General features: G+C 64.3%; 15 protein-coding genes and 1 tRNA gene. 6 read left to right on the plus strand and 10 right to left on the minus strand.

Translation table 11 applies throughout. From position 1 onward, the window contains the following. Positions 1-130 precede the first annotated feature (130 nt). Together AB0N72_RS17275 and AB0N72_RS17280 are read left to right on the plus strand one after the other, a co-directional pair. Positions 131-1168 carry a LacI family DNA-binding transcriptional regulator gene (locus tag AB0N72_RS17275; RefSeq protein ID WP_363933386.1) on the plus strand — a complete coding sequence of 346 codons (1038 nt, stop codon included), beginning with the start codon at positions 131-133 and terminating at the stop codon, positions 1166-1168. A gap of 69 nt (positions 1169-1237) precedes the next feature. Further along, complete coding sequence (locus AB0N72_RS17280) at positions 1238-1840, plus strand: alpha/beta hydrolase (RefSeq protein ID WP_363933387.1); 603 nt, start codon at positions 1238-1240, stop codon at positions 1838-1840. Here the strand turns inward: AB0N72_RS17280 and AB0N72_RS17285 are convergent. The 3 genes from AB0N72_RS17285 to AB0N72_RS17295 all read right to left on the minus strand — a co-directional run bounded on the left by AB0N72_RS17285 (position 1837) and on the right by AB0N72_RS17295 (position 3947). Continuing rightward, the gene (locus AB0N72_RS17285; protein WP_363933389.1) at positions 1837-2604 is read right to left on the minus strand and encodes a phosphatase PAP2 family protein; all 768 of its coding nucleotides are present in this window, start codon (positions 2602-2604) and stop codon (positions 1837-1839) included. The two genes, AB0N72_RS17280 and AB0N72_RS17285, sit on opposite strands and share 4 nt — an antisense overlap. A 152-nt stretch (positions 2605-2756) precedes the next feature. Then, complete coding sequence (locus AB0N72_RS17290) at positions 2757-3530, minus strand: sugar phosphate isomerase/epimerase (protein WP_363933390.1); 774 nt, start codon at positions 3528-3530, stop codon at positions 2757-2759. Positions 3531-3599: 69 nt separating this feature from the next. Further along, a complete protein-coding gene (locus AB0N72_RS17295) occupies positions 3600-3947 on the minus strand; it encodes a metalloregulator ArsR/SmtB family transcription factor (RefSeq protein ID WP_363933392.1) in 348 nt (115 codons plus the stop codon). 67 nt (positions 3948-4014) lie between these two features. Here AB0N72_RS17295 and AB0N72_RS17300 point away from each other — a divergent pair, with 67 nt between their 5' ends. Beyond that, positions 4015-4944: an NAD(P)H-binding protein gene (locus AB0N72_RS17300; RefSeq protein ID WP_363933394.1), complete on the plus strand. Its 930-nt coding sequence runs from the start codon at positions 4015-4017 to the stop codon at positions 4942-4944. On the opposite strand, the gene AB0N72_RS17305 is transcribed toward AB0N72_RS17300, so the two are convergent. Next, a complete protein-coding gene (locus AB0N72_RS17305) occupies positions 4941-5795 on the minus strand; it encodes a LysR substrate-binding domain-containing protein (protein WP_024818365.1) in 855 nt (284 codons plus the stop codon). The two genes, AB0N72_RS17300 and AB0N72_RS17305, sit on opposite strands and share 4 nt — an antisense overlap. Positions 5796-5960: 165 nt before the next feature. Between AB0N72_RS17305 and AB0N72_RS17310 the strand changes: the two genes are divergently transcribed. Next, positions 5961-7349 (plus strand): MFS transporter, encoded by a 1389-nt coding sequence (locus tag AB0N72_RS17310; protein WP_363933396.1) that lies wholly within the window; start codon positions 5961-5963, stop codon positions 7347-7349. A gap of 83 nt (positions 7350-7432) precedes the next feature. On the opposite strand, the gene AB0N72_RS17315 is transcribed toward AB0N72_RS17310, so the two are convergent. Next, positions 7433-7503, minus strand: a tRNA-Gly gene (locus AB0N72_RS17315). A 100-nt stretch (positions 7504-7603) separates the two neighbouring features. Next, on the minus strand, positions 7604-9115 hold the full coding sequence (locus AB0N72_RS17320) for a M15 family metallopeptidase (protein ID WP_363933398.1): 1512 nt from the start codon (positions 9113-9115) through the stop codon (positions 7604-7606). Positions 9116-9392: 277 nt separating this feature from the next. Between AB0N72_RS17320 and AB0N72_RS17325 the strand changes: the two genes are divergently transcribed. Further along, complete coding sequence (locus AB0N72_RS17325) at positions 9393-9830, plus strand: SRPBCC family protein (protein ID WP_363933399.1); 438 nt, start codon at positions 9393-9395, stop codon at positions 9828-9830. Here AB0N72_RS17325 and AB0N72_RS17330 read toward each other — a convergent pair. After that, positions 9827-11779, minus strand: coding sequence for a CAP domain-containing protein (locus AB0N72_RS17330; RefSeq protein ID WP_363933401.1), 1953 nt, complete (start codon positions 11777-11779; stop codon positions 9827-9829). The two genes, AB0N72_RS17325 and AB0N72_RS17330, sit on opposite strands and share 4 nt — an antisense overlap. Before the next feature lie 109 nt (positions 11780-11888). Between AB0N72_RS17330 and dcd the strand changes: the two genes are divergently transcribed. Continuing rightward, a complete protein-coding gene (dcd, locus tag AB0N72_RS17335; RefSeq protein ID WP_011776299.1) occupies positions 11889-12464 on the plus strand; it encodes a dCTP deaminase in 576 nt (191 codons plus the stop codon). A gap of 34 nt (positions 12465-12498) precedes the next feature. Here the strand turns inward: dcd and AB0N72_RS17340 are convergent, their stop codons facing one another. The 3 genes from AB0N72_RS17340 to AB0N72_RS17350 form a co-directional block, all read right to left on the minus strand. Beyond that, positions 12499-13698, minus strand: a complete 1200-nt coding sequence (locus AB0N72_RS17340) for a cation:proton antiporter (protein WP_363933403.1) — start codon at positions 13696-13698, stop codon at positions 12499-12501. Positions 13699-13703: 5 nt separating this feature from the next. Beyond that, positions 13704-14186, minus strand: coding sequence for a cation:proton antiporter regulatory subunit (locus AB0N72_RS17345; protein ID WP_363933404.1), 483 nt, complete (start codon positions 14184-14186; stop codon positions 13704-13706). 65 nt (positions 14187-14251) lie between these two features. Then, entirely contained in the window at positions 14252-15655 is a 1404-nt protein-coding gene (locus AB0N72_RS17350; RefSeq protein WP_363933406.1) for an MFS transporter, read from the minus strand. Positions 15656-15816 lie beyond the last annotated feature (161 nt).

The following is a 15816-nucleotide window of genomic DNA, read 5'->3' on the forward strand; positions in this document are numbered from 1 at the left end:
AAAGCGCATTCCCATTGCAACGATCATGCACTATGGCGCGCCGGGTTGGCAAGCGCTTTCCCGGATCTTCCGAAGAACTGCCATAATTTCCTTAGCGCCAGCACCGACGCTTGAAGAAGAGGAGTCCTCCGTGGCCGCCAGCACACTCAGTGAAGTTGCCCGTCTAGCGGGGGTCTCCCTGGCTACTGCATCCCGGGTGCTCAACGGTTCTTCACGCAAGCCCGCGGAAGACATCGCGGAGCGCGTGCGGGACGCTGCAGACAAGCTCGGGTACGTTCCCAACGCCCAAGCCCAGGCGCTCGCGAAATCCAGCTCGGGGCTGATCGGCCTGGTGGTCCACGACATCGCAGACCCCTATTTTTCGGCCATCGCACGCGGCGTCCAGGAAGCGGCGCGGCAGCAGAACCGCATGGTGTTGCTGGCCAGCACCTCCGGGACTCCAGCAGATGAAAGGGAAGCGGTAGCCGCCTTTGCCGCCCGCCGCGCGGACTCGATCGTGATTGCCGGATCGCGTTCTGCGCGGGAAGAAGACAAACAGGGCAACGCAGAACTTGCCGCAGAGCTGGACAGGTACTGCCGGAACGGTGGACATGTTGGAGTTGTAGGCCACCCGGTGGTCGGGGCGAGTGCTTCGGAGGGGTATCACGTAGTAGAGGTCCCCAACGAGGAACTATCCAGGGACCTGGCGGAGCAACTTGCTGCCAACCACGACGGCGGCTTCGTGATCATCGCCGGACCTGAGGGGCTGTACACCTCGGACGACCGCGTGCGCGGATTCCAGCGCGGCCTGTCCGACGCCGGGCGTCCGGCCGCTGAAGTCATCCGCACCGGTTTCAACCGTGCAGGTGGGTTCCAGGCCGGTCAGGCGCTTGCCGAACGCATCAAGACGTCCAAGGAGCGGCTCTGCATCTTTGCCGTCAATGACGTCATGGCCATCGGTGTGACCGCAGCCCTGCGCCCTGAGGGCGTGTGGATTCCGCGTGATGCCACAGTGGCCGGTTTCGACGATATTGAAACGCTGCGGGACTTCAGGCCCGCTCTGTCTACGGTGCACTTGCCGCTGGAAGATATCGGGCGCCTCGCGGCCGGTGATCCCGATACCCCGCCCGTGAGCGGCGCGGTCAAGCTCCGCCGCAGCACGGAAACCCCTGTGGACTCCCAGCTGTGACAACCTCCCCTGCAGCGGCGCCCCGCGCGCTGACGGTGATTCCCGCCGTCGCTGGGTATTCATGCTTTCGTGCTGCGTTACCGGGTAGCGCCGGATCGGCACCCGGCGCCGCTGCTGGATGCCAAGACGGCGATGCTGTGGATTCGCAGCGGCAGCCACGGCCTGAACATTGATCCATCGCGCGTGGGAGTGCTTGGCTTTTCCGCCGGCGGGCATCTCGCCGCCACTGTGTCGGTGGGCGTCGCGACGGGTGATCCTGCCTTGGATGTTCCTGCGGCGCTGCCCGATCTCAGCATTCTCTGCTATCCGGTGATCTCCTTTGTGAGCTCCGTACACCAGGGATCCGTGGACAATCTCGCCGGAGCGGGTGCTTCCCCGGAGATCCTGCGGGAGTTGTCGGCGGAACTGCACGTCAATCCGGGGACGCCGCCAGCTTTCCTGTGGCATACCGGCGACGATGACGCCGTCCCGGTCAGCCACAGCCTCGCCTACGCGGGCGCGCTCAGCACGGCAGGAGTGCCGGTGGAACTTCACGTTTTCCCCAGCGGTGTTCATGGTCTCGGCCTGGCAGGCGGGGTGCCGGGCGTCGAGCAGTGGACGGCCCTGTGCGCGGCCTGGCTGCGGCGCAGGGGCTGGGCGGCAGCCGTTCAACCAGGCTCCGGCAAGCCTTAGCCGGTTCCGGGCGCGACCCCCGTCACCGGCTCCAAGGGAATGCGAACCGTACGCCAAGTATCCAGGGCCATGACCGCGCCCAAAACCACCAGCGACAGGGAAATGGAAGCTACCGTGTCGCTGACCCAGTGGTAGCCAAGGTAGAGCCGGCTTGCTGCCGCCAGCACAATCAGGAGGATGGCAACAGCAAAGCCGACGCGGGCAGCTGCGGGCTTCCGGACGCGGGAGAAGACCAAGTAGCAGGTCACCAGGAGGAAATCCGAGGCGCCGAGGACATGGCCGGAGGGGAAGGAGAAAGTGTGGTCCGGCCCAAACAGCATCTGGTCCACCGGTGGCCGCGGCCGTTGAACGGACGCGCCGATGATCTGGGCCAGCCCAACACCTGTCAGCATGGCGGCCGCGAGCAGCAGGGGCCGCCAGGCATGCTTGGCCAGCAAGCCCCACGTGATGGTGGCCACCAGGACGATGATGGGCAGCCCGACCGGGCCGAAGCCGACTGCCACGGCCCTCATCACCGCCGTCAGTGTGTCGGAGTGCGTGCCCATCAGCCAGTGCTGCGCAGCCTGATCTGCGCTGGCAATTCCGTCGCTGTGCAGCACGCCGATGAGGGTCGCAAGGAACACCGCAACCCCCACCACCACCAGCACTACCGCCGCGCGGTACAGCGCAGTCCGTTCCCGGCTGGAGACGTACCGTTCTTCCACCACAAATTTGTTATGGACTACGCTCCACCAGTTCCGGCCGTCCTGTAGCCGTTCCGCCATGAATCAACCATCCGCCGTCGGGAAGTGTGCCGTCCGTTCACTGCAACTTTGCCCTGCAGGCTATAGCTATTCAGGTGGCCTGCCAAGCCGTCACCGGTTGCTGGGCGTGAAGTGCGCGTTCGGGCATGCGGCAAGGGACCTGCGATCCAGCCCTAGTCCTCGCCCAGCGTGATGGTGTGCAGGAAGGCGGCATCGCTGAGCACGTTGTCCGGCAGGTCGTCCTCAACGAACTCGAGCATGATGTCCAGTTCCTTGCCGTTGCCGCGCAGGACATCTGCGACGCTCCGCCAGAGTGACGAGCGCTTTCGGAGGGGAAAGCGCTCGGCCTCCGCTCCCCATGAAAAACAGTGCACGCCCACCAGGTGGTGCAGGACTTCGTGGAGGGAGTGCAGTGCCTGTTCGTCCGAAAGCCCGACGGCGGGCTGCCAGTACGTGCCGACGTTGGGACGGTTCACGCGCTCCAGCAGTTCGAGTGTGGTGGCAGGGGAGTCCGTGAGGGTGCTGCCGTGGTACTCAAAAGCGATGGCCATCCCCCTGCCGGCTGCAAGGTCCGCGATCCGCCGGGTGTCCTCCGCCAGGGAGTCCCAATGGTCCGGACCGGCCTCAGCGGAGCCGAGCCCGCCCGCCCAGACCCGGATCCTGGGAGCACCCACAGTGCTGGCGAGATCAAGGACGGCCCCGAAATCCCCGAAGGCGCCGCAACGGTAGTAGGAGCCAAGCGACAGGACTGTCATTCCGGCCGCTTCCGTGGCGTCCTTGGCGTGCGTAGCCGAACCGGCATCGGCGATGTGGACGTCGGTTCCCCACTCGATCCCGGCGAGTCCTGCTTCAGCCGAGATGCGGACAACTTCGTCAATCCCGCTGGAGCGCAGGGTGACGGAGCAAATGCCCGGGGTCAGGTCAGCCAGGATGGGGTGATCGGTCATTTGGTCCACGATACCGGGAATGCGCTTACCGGGACAGGCGGAGGCGCTTTTAGGTCACGAACCCGTTCGCTATACCGCGGGGTCGGGCCGGGTGGAGCGGGTTCCGCGTGCTGGAGCCAGCTTGCGGACCTCTCGCAGCACGATCTGTTCCGGGCAGACGGTTGAAAGGAAGTCGCCTACCGACAGCGCCAGCCGTTCACCCACCAGGGAGTAAAGAATGCGGTTGGCATCCCGCCGCTCGGTGACCAAGCCGGCTTGGCGCAGCACGCTCAAGTGCCGGGAAATGGTGGGTCCTGTGGCGTTGAAGCGCGCGGCGATCTCGCCTGCCGCCAGCTCGCCGTCCTTGAGGTCCTGAAGGATCTGCCGCCTGGTGGGATGGGCCAGGGCGGCGAAGATGTCCGATGCTGCATCTGCCATGTTTGCAATATAGCACAATAGCTATATACAGTTTAGCTTCATTGCTAATAAGCGAAGGAGCAAGATCATGCGTGTAGCCATTACGGGCGGTACCGGATTCGTAGGGCGCCATCTCGCGGAAAGGCTTGGCGATCCGGATACCGTCATCATTTCGCGGCGGACAGGCACTGCCATAGACGACGTCGAAGCTCTGGCAGCAGCCTTCAAGGGCTGCGACGTCGTGGCGCATTGCGCGGGGATCAATCGTGAAATCGGCGGGCAGACCTTCCAGCGGGTCCATGTGGACGGCACCCGCGCCGTCATTGAGGCTGCTCGGATAGCGGGTGTCCAGCGAATAGTCATGCTGAGCTTCCTCCGGGCGCGCCCCGACTGTGGTTCGGCCTATCACGAGACAAAATGGGCCGCCGAAGAGCTCCTGCGCCATTCCGGAATTGAGCACACCATCCTCAAGGCGGGCATGATTTACGGCCCGGGAGATCACATGGTGGACCATGTAACCCGGGCTGTGCGTACACTTCCCGTGTTTGCCATGGTCGGTTTTCGGGAACGTACGGTTCGTCCCATCCCGGTCGAGGAAGCAGTCAATACCCTCGTCGCGGCCTTGGAAGGCCGCGTGCCTGACCCGACCGTCGCCGTCGTCGGAGCCGAAGAACTGGAGCTCGGAGCGGCTGTCCGCAGGATCGCCGGGGTCGCAGGAGGCCACCCACTCTACGTTCGTGCCCCCGTCTGGTCGATCCGGGTGCTCGCGCAACTGACGGAGTGGATCATGGTGGTGCCGCTCCTAGCGAGAGCCCAGGCCCAAATGCTCCACGAGGGAGTCAGTGAGCCTTCGCCAGCTGCTCCCTGGCTTCCCGAAGAACTCCGCCCCGCACTCCCCTTCGACGACGAACGCATCCGTGCCGCGGTGCCTGACGGCCGCTTCAGCCTCGATGACCTTCGCGCCGTGCGGTGGTGGAAGAGGCGGCGCGCGAGCGGCCGGAACGCTGAAGCCGGCTAGTTCGACTTACTCAATGTCCGGCCCATGATCGCCTGTGTCAGGGCGTCAATGACCTCGGCATTGGCCAGCGGGTTGCGGATCAGGGTGAAATCGACGTCCCCGACCGGCGGGAGGCCGAAGCGTTGGGTGATCACTTTCAGGTCCTCGGGTACCAGCGAGGCCGGCATGACCGCGACGCCGATGCCCGCCCGGACTGCGGCGAGCACGCCGCTGATCTGCTTGGTGCTGCACGTGATCCGCCAGGTGCGGCCTTCGGCTTCCAAAGCGTCGATGGCCAGCTTCCGGCTCAGGCTTGGCGCGGGGTAGGCGATGAGGGGGACCGGGGCGCCTGGCTCCAGGACGGTTTGCTCCACCCCCACCCACGCGAAGTTGTCGTGCCGGACAACGGTTCCTTCCTTCGCTCCCGCCACCCACTTCACGAACACAAGGTCCAGCTGCCCCGCGTTGAGCCGTTTGTAGAGCTGGTCGCTCTGGCTGACAGTGAGTTCGAGGTTGATCTGGGGGTACAGCTGCCGGAATTCCCGGAGGATCCTCGGCAGGCCGGTGATGGCGAGATCATCCGCAGTGCCGAAACGGAGGCGCCCGCGCATGGCAGAGCCGGAGAAATACCGGGCGGCGGAATCGTGGGCGGCCAGGATGCTGCGGGCAAAGCCGGCCATTGCGTCGCCGTTGTCGGTCAGCCTGACCTCGCGGGTGTCGCGCGCCACGAGGACCCTTTTGGCGGCTGCTTCGAGCTTGCGGACGTGCTGGCTCACCGTCGGCTGGGCAAGCCCCAGGCGTTCGGCGGCCTTGGTAAAACTCAGCGTTTCCGCGACGGCCAGGAAAGAGCGGAGCTGGACAGGTTCGAACACGTAACTCCTAAAGCGCAGGTCAGCGCCGGGCCGGAGTACTGCGCCGATGGAGAGGGACTATTGCATTCCGCAATGCTAGTTATAGGCGCAATACGCTTCCATAATTGCTGCTGGCAACCATAGCGTTAATCGCATCCCACCGACACTCTCATCCGAGGACTACTTTTGGCACCCCCACCGCCTTCAGCGGCAAACGTCAGCCAGCCCGTCATCGATTCCCTGTCCGCTGGTCCAAGCCAGCCGGACACCGTCACCCAGCCACTCGCCGTCGTGAGTGAAAAGCTGCCCTGGCGGCATACCTTCATCTCCTTGAAGGTCCCCAACTTCAGGATCTTCGCGATCGGCCACTTCATCGCGGTCATCGCCATCTGGATGCAACGCATCGCCCAGGACTGGATGGTGCTCCAGCTCTCCGGCTCGGTCACCGCCGTCGGAATTACCGTGGCGCTGCAGTTCATGCCCTCCCTTTTCCTTGGCCCCTGGGGCGGCATGATTGCCGACCGCTTCCCCAAGCGCAAGATCCTCATCATCTGCCAGTCGGCCGCAGCGGTACTCGCCGCGCTCCTGGCGGTGCTTTCCTTGAGCCACCGCGTCGAGGTCTGGCACGTCTACGTCATAGCGCTGGTGCTTGGCTTCGTGACTGTGCTGGACCAGCCCGCCCGGCAGGTGTTTGTCAATGAACTCGTCGGACCCAGATACCTGCGCAACGCCATCAGCGTGAACTCCACTACCTTCCAACTGGGTGGCTTGATCGGGCCCGCACTGGCGGGTGTGCTCCTCACCGCGGTGGGGGCCGGATGGGCTTTCGCCGCGAACGCCGTGGCCTGCTGCTCCACCGTGACTATGTTGCTGGTGCTGCGCAAGGACCAGCTGCACCTCAGCCAACCAACGCCACGGAAGAAAGGCATGCTGCGCGAAGGCCTCAACTACGCGCTCAGCAAGCCCACCATCTACTGGCCCTGGCTGATGGCTGGCTTCGTGGCGGTTTTCGCCATGAGCCTGCCGGTGCTGCTGGCCGCTTTTGCGGACCACGTGTACGACGCCGGTGCCGGAGGCTACGGCCTGCTGAACGCCATGGTTGCGCTCGGTGCACTGACCGGCGCCATTGCGTCCACCCGCCGGCGGCAGCTGCGGTTGCGGGCGGTGGTGCTCTCGGCCGGGTTGTACGGCCTGATGCTGTGCCTGGCGTCTCTCATGCCGTCCATGGTGCTCTTCAGCGCCACCATGGTCCTTGCAGGATTCTGGTGCCTGATGTTCCTCACCGCGGCAAACCAAATGGTGCAGACCAGTTCAAACATGAGCATCCGAGGACGCGTCATGAGCCTGTACCTGGTGGTACTCATCGGTGGTCAGGCCATCGGCGGACCCATGATGGGTTGGCTCGCAGAGCATCTGGGCCCGCACCTGGCCATCCTGGTGGCAGGCGGGGTTCCCGCCATCGCAGCGGCCGTCGTCGCCGTCGTCCTGGCCCGGAAGTCGTCCCTGCACATCAAGGTGGACCTGCGCGACAGGCGGCGCGTGCTGCGGATCGTGCAGGAGCCGCAGGCGGCCTGATCCGCGCCTTGGTGGGTGCCGCCGTCGGGCCTTGTCTTGCCAACAAAAGAACCCCGGATCCTTGGGATCCGGGGTTCGTTGCGAGCGGGCGACGGGAATCGAACCCGCGTATCGAGCTTGGGAAGCTAGCGCTCTACCATTGAGCTACGCCCGCACTGCCCGGCGATAATCAACCGGGCGAGTCCTAGCTTAGCGCAGTTGCGGGGGTGCCCATGACAGGGACTCCGGGCAGCTGGAACGTGTCCGCCACGGTCCTAGCTGAAGAGCTTCATCGCGTCCCAGCCGTTGCCCACCTGGCGTCGGACGCCCCACACTCCACTGCCCAATCCGTAGTCCACCAGGTAGCCGTCCACGGTCTGGGCCGTGATGCTGCGCGTTCCCGGACCGGACAAACCGAAGCTTGGTACCAGCGCCTTCATGGTTCCCCATCCCGAACCGATGGTGCTTGGCAGTCCCCGGAATCCACCCACGCCGTTGCCCGGATAGCTGAGCAGGAGGCCTGAGGGTGTGGTGGCGAGGATGTCGTTGGCGCCATCGGCGTCCCAGTCGGCCATGGTCAACCCCATGCCGGCCCAACCGGTCCCGATATCAACCCGGTACGTCAGCGCCCTGCCGGAGGTATTGGGGTAGTAGCGGAGGCCGCCGTCCGGGAAGTACCCCACCACGCCCGGGTAGCCCTGGTTGGCCGACCATTTGCCCACGGTGATGGTCATTGCGTCCCAGTCGCCGGTGCCCACCACGATCTGGGTGGAAAAGGCGCCGCCGGGCCAGCCCTTGAACAACCCCAGGGTGCCGTTGTTCCATTGCGCCAGAAGGTCGTAGACACCGTCCGAATCCCAGTCGACCACGAAAGCCCGTTTCAAGCCCGTCCAATTGGAGCCGATCTGGACCGGGACACCGTAGCCTCCGCTCGCAAGCGCGGGGTAGCGAAGGAGCCGTCCCGCCGGATCCGCTGCCACCAGATCCGCGCCGGAGGTGATGCTCGCGTACACACTGGGATTGCCGGCGAAGTACTGCTCCATGGTGGAGAAGCCGCGCCGCTTCATGTCTGTTGCGAGGTCGAGGCCCACATAGCGGAGGTGCCACGGCTCGTAGCTGTACCCAGTGATGTTGGTGTAGCCGTCGGGATAACGGACGATGAATCCATATTTGTGCGCGTTCGCCGCCACCCATATCCCCGCAGCAGTGTCTCCGAAACAGGTGCTGAGCCCGCAGGAACCGTTGGCGTTGCCGACGTCAACGGCGAGCCCGGTTTGATGCTCGCTGTAGCCGGGGCGCGCCGAGATCAGGTCCGCTTGCGCCTGGCCATAAATGCCCACGTAGTAGGAGTACAGCTGTTGCTGCTGCGCATAGGAGCGGTAGCCGCTCACCACTGCCAGCCCGCCCGTTCCGGCATCCGCCGCACCCTGGAATAGCGCGTTGAGCCTCTCTGCAGCTTCCGCCCGGACGTACTGACCTGAGCCGCGGGCGTCGACAAGATCGCCCGGGGCGTACGTGGCAGGGTTCAACGGACGGGACTTGTTGACCAGGACAGACAAGCTGGCAGGGTCACCCACAGGATCGACACTGGGCAGCGGATTCGCCGCGGTGGGCAGCTGTGCAGTGGGTACCTGTGCTGTGGGTAACGCGGCATTAGGTAACGGGGAATTTACGACGGCGGTGCGTTGGGTTGGGACGGTCGCGGCGGCCGACGCCGTGGTTGCGGAAGCAGCGGGAGCGACAGAGCCGGCCAGCGCCAGGGCGAGGAAGGCAGCGCAAGCAGCCATCCGGCGTCGAGCGTTCCTTGATGTTCCCGGTCGGTCCTGAACCTGCATGACGCCCCCCAGTTTTATCCAGCGGCTGGTTTACCCAGCGGCTGGCACTCTACCCGGCGCGGAGACACGTGTCAGCAGTGTGTGCCAAAAAACTCGGCAGGTAACCATTCGGTCAAGGCTCGGCGGTCCTGTGTCTTCCCTGCACCGCGCTGACTATTCTGAAGGTGTTAGCTGCAGTGTATGGGGAACCCGGCTACGACATTTGAACCGTAGGTCGAGAGAGGTTTCCGTGGCATTCGCAGCCAATGAAGTGGTGATCAGTCGGGACGCCATGACCGTTTACGGTTTCCTCATGGACGGGATGAACAACTCACTCTGGCGTTCAGACGTGCGGAGCATCGCGCTCCGCTCGGGTGTCCGGGGGCAAAAGGGCGCGTTGTACCAGCAGACAGTCGCTGGTCCCGGCGGCCGGCCCATCGCTGCCGATTTCACGATCACGGAGGCACGGCCAGGGGCGGAAGTCCGGTACGCCGTGGTCTCCGGGCCCGCCCGGCCAACCGGCGGCTACTACCTCAGCACCGAGGGCGACACCACCCGGCTCCGCTTTGCATTGGAATACCACCCCAAGGGTCTGCGGAAACTCATGAACGGGATGATCCAGAAGGCCTTGGAAGACGAGGTGGGGCAGCTGGACCGGCTGAAGACCGCCATCGAGTCAAGCTCCTAGCTCGCGAACCTCAGCCCGCCCCAGCCATTGCCGATGGTCACGGGGGTGGTGAGGCGACCGGACGACAAGTCCCAGTACTCGACCATGCCGTTGCGGTCCAAGCCTGCCACGCCTACCGAATCCGGACCGGTAAGGCCACTCAACGCCCTCAATCCCGTGTAATCCGTCCAGGCGCTGCCCACCACGGGGCGTGACTCCTGCTTGGGTGTACCCAGGCCGCTGCCGCGATACAGCCGCAGCGTGCCATTGGGCTCCGTGCTGAGCAGGTCCTCGAAACCGTCGGCGTTGTAATCAACCATGGTCAGCCGGACGGAAGGGTTGCCGGTTCCAATCGCGGCCTGGCTGCGGATAAAAGCCAGGCCATTGTTCTTGTACAGATAGAGGTTGCCGCCCTGATCCATGGCGACGATCTGGGGAAGCCTGTTATTGGCACACCACGTGCCCACGGAGATGTTCAACGTCCCCCAGCCCTGGCCCAGCTGCACCGGGTCCTTGAAGCCGCCTGCTTGAAGGCCCGGATAGACCAAGAGCGTGCCATCCAGGCGTTGATAGACCAGGTCAAAGACGCCGTCACGGTCCCAATCCGTGACAAAGAGGTCCTTGAGGTTCACGAAACCTGCCCCAATCCGCTTGCCCAGGCCGAACCGGCCGTTGCCCCACGACGGATACGCCACAACCGATCCGTCCCCGGCAATGGACACGAGATCCGCGGCGCTGCTGATCGACGCGGCACTCAAGTCGACGGTGGGTGGTTGGTGCTTGGACCCGGGCTCGCACACCGCCACGGGATCGGTTGGCGGCGTAACCGTTCCCCCAGGGCTGTTGGTCGTCCCGGCAGGGAGGGTGGTGTAGCCGAAAAAATTGACCACGCCCCAGAGCGTGTAGCGGTTGGGTGTCGTCTGCCAATTGCCGTCCGTGTACGTGATGCCAATGCCCATCACGTTGAACCTTGGGTCACGCAGCAAGGCATCGTGGCCGGGCGAGCCCTTCCACCACTCCACGAGTTGGGCCGCGTCGCGGTCCCAACGCACAGCGATGACCTCGCCGGCGCCGTTGTTCGGATTCATTGCCCGCGGGTCTGTCCAGAAGTTCGGGCGGTGCTGGATCACTTCCCGGGTGGCAATGCTGTTTGACCATTCCTGTGCCAGGTTCGCTACCGTCGCGTGGTACTTCACCGGCGCCAGGCCCAACGACGCCCGGTAGCTGTTGATCGCGTTAAACACCGTGAGGATCGCGGCGCTGTTGTTGTCGGGGAGGAGCGCCATCGCTCCGTCCTCGAGGTTGGGGTCGTGGTTGGGGGCCTTGCCGGGGAAAGGAGTGGGGGAGTCCGTGATGGGGTTTGTGGGGGTGGCGGGTGCTGGTGACGTGGTTGCTGGCGCCGTGGTTTCCGGTGCCGTGGATTCAGCCGGGGTTGCTGTGGCGGAGGGTGTTTGCGACGGGGCGGCTGTTGCCGAGGGGGTCCCCTCTGGCGTGGATGACGGTCCAGCGGCCTCGGCTGTCGGTGTAGGCACGCTTTGCGCGGTCTCTACCGGAGTGGGCGGCGCTTCGCTCGGCTGGGTCGCCACCGGGCTGGTTGACCCCGCACCGGGATCCGAAGGATTGTCCGGTCCCCACGATGGTCCGATGTTCGGCACTGGCGGCGGCGTCTCAAACACCGGATCGACGGCGACTGGGCCCGTACCGGTCGCCGGAGCCTGCGAAGGCACAGGCTCTGTTGCGGGTATCGCGGGACTCGAAGAGTCGTCGACGGCGGGCGTCGTCGCCTGAGGTGCGGGCACCGCCGTCGAGCTTTCTTCCGGAGCCGTGAGCCCGGACGGGACGCTGGACGATGCCGTGGTGCTTGGGCTGGGTGCTGCCTCCGTTGCCGGCAGGATCTGGCTGGAGGCCGCCATGCAAAGCGCCAGCGCGCCAGCCAGCACAATAGCGGCAGGCGCTGCCAGTTTGTTCACAATTACCCCGCGGTTGCTCGTTGCCCCCAAGTACGGGCGCGGCTTTACATGTCCGGGAACTATAGTCCCATGGGGGCGCCCGGACAATGCATGCGGTATTTTTGATGACGTGCTGATCTCTGACCGCGATATACGTGCCGAAATAGACTCCCAACGGATTGTTCTTGAGCCGTACGATCCCGCGATGGTGCAGCCCTCTTCCGTGGACGTGCGAATCGACCGGTTCTTCCGGCTCTTCGACAACCACAAATACGCCCACATCGATCCCGCCGAGGAGCAGCCCGAGCTGACCCGGTTGGTAGAGGTCGAAGGCGACGAGCCTTTCATCCTGCACCCCGGAGAATTCGTGCTCGGTTCCACGTATGAAACCGTGAGCCTGGCTGATGACATCGCGGCCCGACTGGAGGGCAAGTCCTCCCTGGGGCGCCTTGGTTTGCTGACGCACTCGACGGCGGGCTTCATCGATCCCGGTTTCTCCGGACACGTCACCCTGGAACTCTCGAATGTGGCCACGCTTCCGATCAAACTGTGGCCGGGCATGAAGATTGGCCAGTTGTGCTTCTTCCGGCTCACTTCCTCCGCTGAGCACCCGTATGGTTCCGGCGAATACGGGAACCGCTACCAGGGCCAGCGCGGGCCGACCGCCAGCCGCAGCCACCAGAACTTCCACCGGACGTCCATCTAGCGCCCTGTTCCTGGTGGGGCGTTAAGCCGTGACGTTAGGCCGGGGCGTGGTCCGTGGTCCGTGGTGGTGCCTTCGGGCTCCTCCGGAGCGCTTTGACCACGGGTTCCACGAAGCGGGCCGCCAAAGGACCAAGGATGGCCATGATGAGGACATAGGCCGTGGCCAACGCCGCGAGCTCGTGGGGGACAGCACCGGAAGCGACAGCCAGGCCGGCGATAACGATCGAGAACTCACCGCGGGCGATCAGCGCGGCGCCGGCACGGAACCGGCCGGGTAACGCGATGCCGGCTCTCTTGGCAGCCCAGAACCCAGTGAGCATCTTGGTGGCAGTGGTGAGCAACGCCAGCAAGAGGGCCCAGCCAAGGACCGGCGGAATCGAAGTGGGATCCGTGTTGAGCCCGAAAGCCACAAAGAAAATCGCAGCGAAGAGGTCCCGCAGGGGTTCAAGGATCCGGGTTGCGTTGTGTGCTGTGGCGCCGGAGATTGCGATCCCCAACATGAACGCGCCCACTGCTGCGGACACCTGCAATGCCGACGCAATGCCTGCCACCAGCAAGGCGAGTCCCAGGACATTGAGGAGGAAGACCTCGGAGTTTTCACTGTGGATCGCTTGCGAAACCCTGTGCCCGTGTTTGAGGGCGATCACCAGAACCACCGTGACGACTGCCAGGGCTATCCCCACTGTCTGCAGCCCGCCCAGGAACCCAACGCCTGCGAGGATGGCGGTGAGGATGGGCAGGTAGATGGCCATCGCCAGGTCTTCGAACACTAGGATGGACAGCACCACCGGCGTTTCGCGGTTTCCTATCCGCCCGAGGTCGGTGATGACCTTGGCGGCGATGCCCGACGACGAAATATACGTGACGCCGCCCATGACGATTGCGCCCACGAGTCCCCAGCCGAGCAAGACGGCCAATCCCGCGCCGGGCAGGAAGTTGAGGACGAAATCCATGACCCCTGCCTGCCAGGAGCGGCGAAGCCCTGTCACCAGCTCCGAAGCCGTATATTCCAAACCGAGCATAAGCAGCAGCAGAATAACGCCCATTTCACCCGAAAGGTGCGCAAACTCGTGCATGCCGTCCAGCTTGACGAACCCGCCGGCACCGAAAGCCAGGCCACCTACAAGGTAGAGGGGGATGGGCGACATGCCGATTCTGCCCGCTAACCGGGCCAGGAGGCCGAGGCAGAAAACGACGGCCCCCAGCTCAATGAGGGCTACTGCGAGCGGATCCATTCCGGTTAGCCGTTGCGGAGGATGTCGGCTGCCGAGTCAAGTCCTTCCTGCGTGCCGACCGCTACGAGCAGATCACCAGTGTGAAGTACGACGTCGGGTGCCGGCGAGGGGACAACCTCACCTTCGCGCATGATCGCCACGATGGAAACGCCACTGCGTGTGCGGATTTGGGCTTTGCCCATGGCCTGGTTCACGAATGGGGAATCAGCGGTGATGGAGAACTGGCGGGTGACGATTCCCGGGATTTCGCGGTGTGCCTCGGCCAGGCGCATGGCAATGTGTTGCCCGCCGAGCAGGTTCCCAAGCGTGGATGCTTCGTCCGCCGTCAACGGGATGGAGGCCTGGCACGTATCGGGGTCGTCCCACGTCGAGACGAAGAGCTCGGTCTCGCCCTCGCGCAGTTCGACTACGCCAATACGGCGGCCCGAAGCCGTCACGAAGTCCTTCCGGATGCCAAAGCCCGGAAGTTCGGTCTCATCCACGTTCATAGCTCCACCCTAAACTCTGTTGAACCGGTCCGGTACGCTGTTGACGCTCAACCGGTCCTATGTAGTTAACGCTCTGGTACTACGGCTATTTCCACTTTGGCCGGCGGCTTCACCGGCAGGATCACCAGTAGCCCGGCCAACAGCACCACCATGATCCCCAGGATGCCCCAGCGCTGTGCTTCCCCTTCAGCGACGAGGGGTGAGGCGATCGCAATGCACAGGGTAAACAGCGTGGGCGCCAGGAAACTGACTGCCCTCCCGGTTGTGGCGTAAAGGCCAAACAGCTCGCCCGATTCTCCGGCGGGGGCGAGCCTTGCGAGGTAGGCCCGTGACGAGGACTGTGCGGGACCCACGAACAAGCACAGCAGGAGCCCGAAGACCCAGAACGTGGCAGACCCGGGCCACGCGTTGCCGAAGAAGACGTAGTCCCCGTTGCCCAGGACCAGGATGAAGGAGCCCGCGGTCAGCAGGCCTATCAGGGAGAGGATGATAACGGCTTTGGGCCCGATTCTGTCGTCGAGGAAGCCACCGATGACTGCTCCCACGGCAGCCACCACGTTGCCGAAGATGGCGAAGAAGATGACTTCCTTGAGTTCGAAGCCAAAGGTTCCCGCAGCGATCACGCCGCCGAAGGTGAATACTGCGGCCAAGCCGTCGCGGAAGATGGCACTGGACAGCAGGAAATAGATGGTGTGGGGGCTGGTTCGGTAGATCGCCCCGATCCGCCGGATCAGCAGTTTGTAGGAGGCAAGGAACCCGAGGGATGCCGAGTCCTTTTTGACGGATACCTCAGGGACGGCGAACATCACAGGAAGCGCGAAGATGAAGAACCAGAGGGCGGAGAACACGGCGACGAGCCGGATGTTGAGGGAGTCCTGGGTAGAGGCCCCGAACCAGTCGAAGGAAGGCTGGACGAAAAGCTGCAGGACGAGGAGGAGTGCCACGATCCCGCCCAAATACCCCATGCCCCAGCCGAAGCCGCTGACTTTGCCGATGTTCCTGGGTGTGGAGATCTGGGCAAGCATGGCGTTGTAGTTGACGCCCGCAAACTCGAAGAACACATTGCCCAGCGCGATCAGGCAGACTCCCAGCAACAGGAATTCGGGCCGCGGAAAGACGAAGAAGCACAGGCCGGTGAGCAATGCCGTGGCGGCCGTGTTGACTCCAAGCCATAGTTTCCGCCTGCCCCCGGCATCGGAACGTTGCCCGGTTACGGGGGCCAGCAGCGCGATGGCCAGGCCCGCGATTGCCAGTGCCGCACCCAACGCTGCCGATGCCGCGTCTTCTCCGCCGAACGCTTTGGACGTGAGGTAAACGGTGAAGACGAACGTCGTCATGACCGCGTTGAACGCAGCCGAACCCCAATCCCAGGACGCCCACGCGAGAATCTGCCCCTTTTTGGAGGCGACGGGACCCGACGCCAGCTCGGATGTCGGATGGGAGGCTTCGGGAACTGCGGCCGCGTTCATAGTGTGAATGCTATAGGGACGGGGAGGGCTGCGCGCGGATGACAGACCGCTGTGTGGACAACGGCAGTAATCGGCCGGGGCGGGGCGGAAGCGTGGCCTAAAACTGTCTGGGCCCCTTGATAAACTAGATGGACTGAACCCAACGTATGACCGCGTGCTCC

The sequence above is a fragment of the Paenarthrobacter sp. NPDC089307 genome (genome assembly GCF_040685055.1).
Classification (GTDB): Bacteria; Actinomycetota; Actinomycetes; order Actinomycetales; family Micrococcaceae; genus Arthrobacter.

Coding starts and splice junctions, on each gene's coding strand:
- AB0N72_RS17285 (WP_363933389.1), bottom strand. CDS start 2,604: ATGGCGGAACGGCTACAGGACGGCCGGAACTGGTGGAGCGTAGTCCAT.
- AB0N72_RS17290 (WP_363933390.1), bottom strand. CDS start 3,530: ATGACCGATCACCCCATCCTGGCTGACCTGACCCCGGGCATTTGCTCC.
- AB0N72_RS17295 (WP_363933392.1), bottom strand. CDS start 3,947: ATGGCAGATGCAGCATCGGACATCTTCGCCGCCCTGGCCCATCCCACC.
- AB0N72_RS17300 (WP_363933394.1), top strand. CDS start 4,015: ATGCGTGTAGCCATTACGGGCGGTACCGGATTCGTAGGGCGCCATCTC.
- AB0N72_RS17320 (WP_363933398.1), bottom strand. CDS start 9,115: ATGGCTGCTTGCGCTGCCTTCCTCGCCCTGGCGCTGGCCGGCTCTGTC.
- AB0N72_RS17340 (WP_363933403.1), bottom strand. CDS start 13,698: ATGGATCCGCTCGCAGTAGCCCTCATTGAGCTGGGGGCCGTCGTTTTC.
- AB0N72_RS17345 (WP_363933404.1), bottom strand. CDS start 14,186: ATGAACGTGGATGAGACCGAACTTCCGGGCTTTGGCATCCGGAAGGAC.
- AB0N72_RS17350 (WP_363933406.1), bottom strand. CDS start 15,655: ATGAACGCGGCCGCAGTTCCCGAAGCCTCCCATCCGACATCCGAGCTG.